A 4,348-nucleotide genomic window follows, 5' to 3' on the forward strand; every position below is an offset into this window, starting at 1 on the left:
GTCGAGAAGAACGATATCGTAGCGATCGACGATCTGTTCGAGGGCCTGTGACACTCGAAGCAGAAAACCGGTTCCACCGCTCTTGCGCATTTCAAGGGTAACGGCGGTTTCGAATTCTGTCAGCTCAAGGCCGGCGCAGATGACGTCGAATCCGATGATATGAGTCTTATGTACAATCTTTTCGGTTGGCACCGGATCATCAAAGCGGATCGCCGAGTAAAGAGTGTCACCTTCTCGGTAGTCAAATCCGGGCAACGCTCCTTGCAGGCTGGTTAGCGACGCCTGGGGATCCATGTCGACTGCGAGGACGCGATACCCACGAAGTGCCAGCCAGTGACCCAAATGAATAGTGGTCGCTGTCTTGGACGATCCCCCTTTGAAATTGGTGATCGCAATTATCTGGCAGTCCTCGCCATCGACGCGACGAGGATTGATCCATTTTTTTCGTGCCTTTTCCGCCAAATGCATCCGAAGCTCCAGCACCTGCTCGACAGAATATAGGCGCTTCCCCGTCGCTGTTGTCTCTGGCTCAGGTCCCTGCCCTTTTAGAGAGACCTGCCGGATGTAAGCTTCGGTCACTCCTAGCAATGCTGCCACTTCCGTTGACGTGAATTTGCGCATCGTTCGGATCGCATCAGGAGGATACTGAGCCAACGAAAGATTGTTGAGTGCCTTGTCGAGTTTCGTCGAAAAGGTATTCATGAATTGAAGGCTACTTAGATGCCGCGTCACCCAGATTCTCCTCTTGCACCCAGCGCCACAATGATAGCGACTGTGGTTAACAAGCTGTTAACGCCACGCCAACTACGCCAACTTTTCGAATTACGCGGTTTTTCCGTTACTGGGCTTATGCCCGATTCGGAGAATTCGGGCAAATGGACATAAGGCAGTTCCCAGCTGGGAACTCTCGCTATCACTGGCTCCTCTATGCCGTCAAAATTGCGCATCAGGTGATGAACAATGTAGCTATGCAGGTGGTCACGCAGCATAGGGCACGGGCGAGGACGTTGCCCGCTTTGTTCCGGTGGATAGTCGACGTCGGTGTGCCGGCTGGCTATAGATTCCGCGTGCGGCGGCGAGCGACGTACAAAGGCGCGGGCAGCTTTCGGCGCCTCGAGAGATGCCCACATTGGTGGTGGCGAAATTCCCGTTGTGACGGCAGGCACGTTACTCGCGCAGTCCCTAGGGGGTGTCACACCCTTCGCGTCGGAGACGTGTTTGTGATTCAGCCATTCCACGACGCTTCCGATGTCACTTCGGTAATCGCGCCTGCCAGGCTGGCCAGCTAGACGCCCCACGGCCCCCTTCCCTGCAACAAGGCATTCGGCGCTAAGCGGTTCTCGAGAATTGCCCCTCAACCGCTCGGATTTGTTGCAACGCATGCCACGCGAGCACCGTTTGGCACTTTGGGCTGCTCTCCACGCGCAATATCCTCCGGTTAGTCGATGGGCAAGCAGGAGGGCGCTGCAGTCTCAAAGCAGCCTAACTCTGGGTCTAGTCCAACTTGGTGAACGATCCCGAGGACACATCGAGAAGCACCACCCGTACTTTAAGTTCCCAGCTGGGAACAGCTCTTCAAGTTGGAGGGATGCACGGTACCAAGAAACCCTAGACACTCATCAACTTGATGGTTGGGCATCTGGCTCTCGGGCGCATTGGCCATCCCGAGCCACCTGCGGCTGTGCGCGTACCGCACCGCACAAATCCAACGCCCTAGTTAGAACTCGAAACCGGTCACGCCGTCGCTGATACTTGCGTGTGACCTCTGCGCTGGCGTGGCAGCTGCTTTTTGCACATAGTGCTCGTCGACCTCGGCTGAGGACGCGCGCAGCGAATGGCCAGAAAACTTTGGGCCGCGCTCGCCTCTGGAAAGATCCCTGCGCAAGCCGGCGGCCAAGGCGGCGCGTTTGACCGGCTGCGCCACCTCCTGATCGTTCAGCCGCTCGGGTCCCACCGCCTTGTCCTGACCGGTAACGAAGCGGAAGAGGATGCCATGCGCCACAGGCCAGCCTCAGCCAGGTCTGCAGAGCGACAACCGGAAAGGTGGCGCGGACGAGCCGCAAATTTCGACCTCGCGCCAGCCGGTCTTGCTCCGCAACGTAATCAGCACGCCCAGGTCTGGAAAGAATTCAATCCAGCCGCGGCCGTCGTCGGTTCGATCACACGCAACACCAGGCCGAGATCCCGAGGCCTGGGCGGTGATGTAGAGGCAGACGATTTGTGAGTCTGGCAGCTGCGGATCAAACGACTGACTCCGGCAGCAGGCGCAAAAATTCTCCCAGTGGGGGCATAGGCCCCACGGGTGTTTGCCGAACTTGCTGCCTCGACGCGCGCACGGTCGGCTCAATCCGCGTGCTAGGCAGCACCTCGAATTCGTTCGGTGCCGAGCTTGAAAGCTGGTCAGAACTGCCATATCTTTTGCACAAGAAATAAGACTCTCAATATGGTAGGATGAATTCTGTGGCTCATGCACTGAAGATCCCCGAGCAGAATGGACCTCTCATCTTGTCCTATATGGACGGGAACGGGAAGATTGCGATCGAGCAGGTCGCGGACGGTTTTGGCATGTCCAAAGGCCAGTTGGCCCAGACCGCTGGTCTTGCTCGCGAGACCCTTTATCGGTCAGAGCGCAGCGCTACGGTTAAGACACAGGGCCGTCTGCGGGAAATGCTCGAGATCATCAGCCGCGTGACGGATTGGGCGGGTGGCAAGGAGCAGGCGATGGCTTGGTATCGGGCTCAGCCGCTTCCAGCATTTGGCGGACGCACCGCTGAGGCGCTGGTGAAGGAAGGCAAGGCCGCTGCGGTCCGTGATTATCTCGATCACATGGCCGTTGGTGGTTTCGCTTGAGGTTCGTTGGAACCTGCTACCGGGCACACGATCCACGTTGGGCATTCAAGCCGACTTCCGGCGAAGGGGCGGCGATCAGAGGTGCGCGATTTAATCCCAAAGGCGTGCCGGCGCTCTATTTGGCGCTTACCATCATGACAGCGGTTAAGGAAGCCAACCAGGGGTTCGCGCACCGGATCGATCCTTGCGTGCTATGCTCCTATGAGATTGACTGCGATGATATCGTGGATCTGACAACGAACGAGGCGAGGGGAGAATTTTCTATCGCGCTCGAGGACATGGCCTGCGCCTGGGCGACGGCGCTTAGCGACGGAGAGCGCCCGGCGTCCTGGTCCGTCTACGACCGGCTGCGGCCTCGGAGTATTGCCGGCATTGTGGTCCCAAGTTTCGCGCCGAGCGCCGAGATGGAGGATCGCAACCTGGTCCTTTGGGACTGGGGTCCGGGTCTGCCGCACAAGGTAACCGTATTCGACCCAAGCGGCCGGTTGCCGAAGGACCAGCTATCTTGGCGATAACGCACTTCTCGGCATCCGAAGGGCAGGGGAGGGGCGTGCCCGGCCTATAGTCCGCTCGCCTTGGTGAGATTGACACGGAAGCGATCGCGCCTGCGCTGATAGCGGCGAGTCATTTCAGCCGAGGCATGGCCGAGCTGCTTTTGCACGTAGCGCTCATCAACCTCGGCCGATGAGGCAAGACCGGCACGCAACGAATGGCCCGAGAATCTTGTCGCGCGATCGCCTTCGGACAGGTCGCCGCGGACACCAGCCGCGAGAGCGGTGCGCTTGACCAGCCGCGCCACTTCCTGGTCATTGAGCCTCTCGGCGCCCACTGTTTTGCCTTGCCCTGTCACCCTGCGAAAGAGGGGGCCATGGCCGATCCTGGAAAATTTGAGCCAGGTCTGCAGCGCGACAACCGGGCAGGTGGCATCGGACGAGCCGCGCCCGACTTCGACCTCCCGCCAGCCGGTCTTGCCGCGAAGGGAAACGAGCATGCCCTTGTCGAGGATCTCGATCCAGCCGCGGCCGTCCTCGGTCTGGTCGCGGCCGACATCCAAAGCCACGATCTCGGAGCGGCGCAGACCGCCGGCAAAGCCGAGCAGCAGCATGGCGCGGTCGCGCAGGCCGCGCAGAGTGCCGCGGTCGAGCGTTTCCAGCATGGCAATCAGGTCTTCAGGCAGAATGGCTTCCTTTTGCCGGGGAGGGGAGGCGTGGCTGTTGCGAATGCCGGCCAGCACAGTGGCGATATGCCGGTCTTTTCTGTCCAGCGGCTGGGCACGCTGAGAAAAATTCCAGGTCAGCGAAGAGAGACGTCGCTCGATTGTCGAGACGGCGTTCGGCTTCTTGTCGCCCGCTACCTTACCGGACGCGCAGGCCGTGATGTAGAGGCCGACGACCTGCGGATCGGGCGGCAACACCTCGAGATGCTGGCGGCGCGCCCAGGCGCAAAAATGCTTCCAATCGGCGGCGTAGGCACGCCGCGTGTTGGCCGAGCTTGCTGC

The 4,348-nt window shown here is 59.8% G+C and carries 4 protein-coding genes and 1 pseudogene; 2 read left to right on the forward strand and 3 right to left on the reverse strand.

Annotation, left to right across the window (positions count from 1 at the left end):
• Both EN943_RS35290 and EN943_RS35295 read right to left on the reverse strand, forming a co-directional pair.
• Positions 1-732 (reverse strand): AAA family ATPase (locus tag EN943_RS35290; protein ID WP_164778552.1); only part of this gene is annotated, 732 nt, incomplete at its 3' end.
• A gap of 968 nt (positions 733-1,700) precedes the next feature.
• Positions 1,701-2,161 (reverse strand): annotated as a pseudogene (locus EN943_RS35295) (integrase); the annotation flags it as partial.
• A 353-nt stretch (positions 2,162-2,514) separates the two neighbouring features.
• On the opposite strand from EN943_RS35295, the gene EN943_RS35300 reads away from it, so the two are divergent.
• Both EN943_RS35300 and EN943_RS35305 read left to right on the forward strand, forming a co-directional pair.
• Positions 2,515-2,850, forward strand: a complete 336-nt coding sequence (locus EN943_RS35300; protein ID WP_206522875.1) for an MbcA/ParS/Xre antitoxin family protein — start codon at positions 2,515-2,517, stop codon at positions 2,848-2,850.
• Positions 2,847-3,365 (forward strand): RES family NAD+ phosphorylase, encoded by a 519-nt coding sequence (locus EN943_RS35305; RefSeq protein ID WP_127416416.1) that lies wholly within the window; start codon positions 2,847-2,849, stop codon positions 3,363-3,365. Before EN943_RS35300 ends, EN943_RS35305 begins: the two co-directional genes overlap by 4 nt.
• 44 nt (positions 3,366-3,409) lie before the next feature.
• Here EN943_RS35305 and EN943_RS35310 read toward each other — a convergent pair.
• The coding region (locus tag EN943_RS35310; protein WP_164778553.1) for a site-specific integrase at positions 3,410-4,348 on the reverse strand (939 nt) is incomplete at its 5' end.

This window comes from Mesorhizobium sp. M7A.F.Ca.US.006.01.1.1 (assembly GCF_003997935.1).
Lineage (GTDB): Bacteria > Pseudomonadota > Alphaproteobacteria > Rhizobiales > Rhizobiaceae > Mesorhizobium.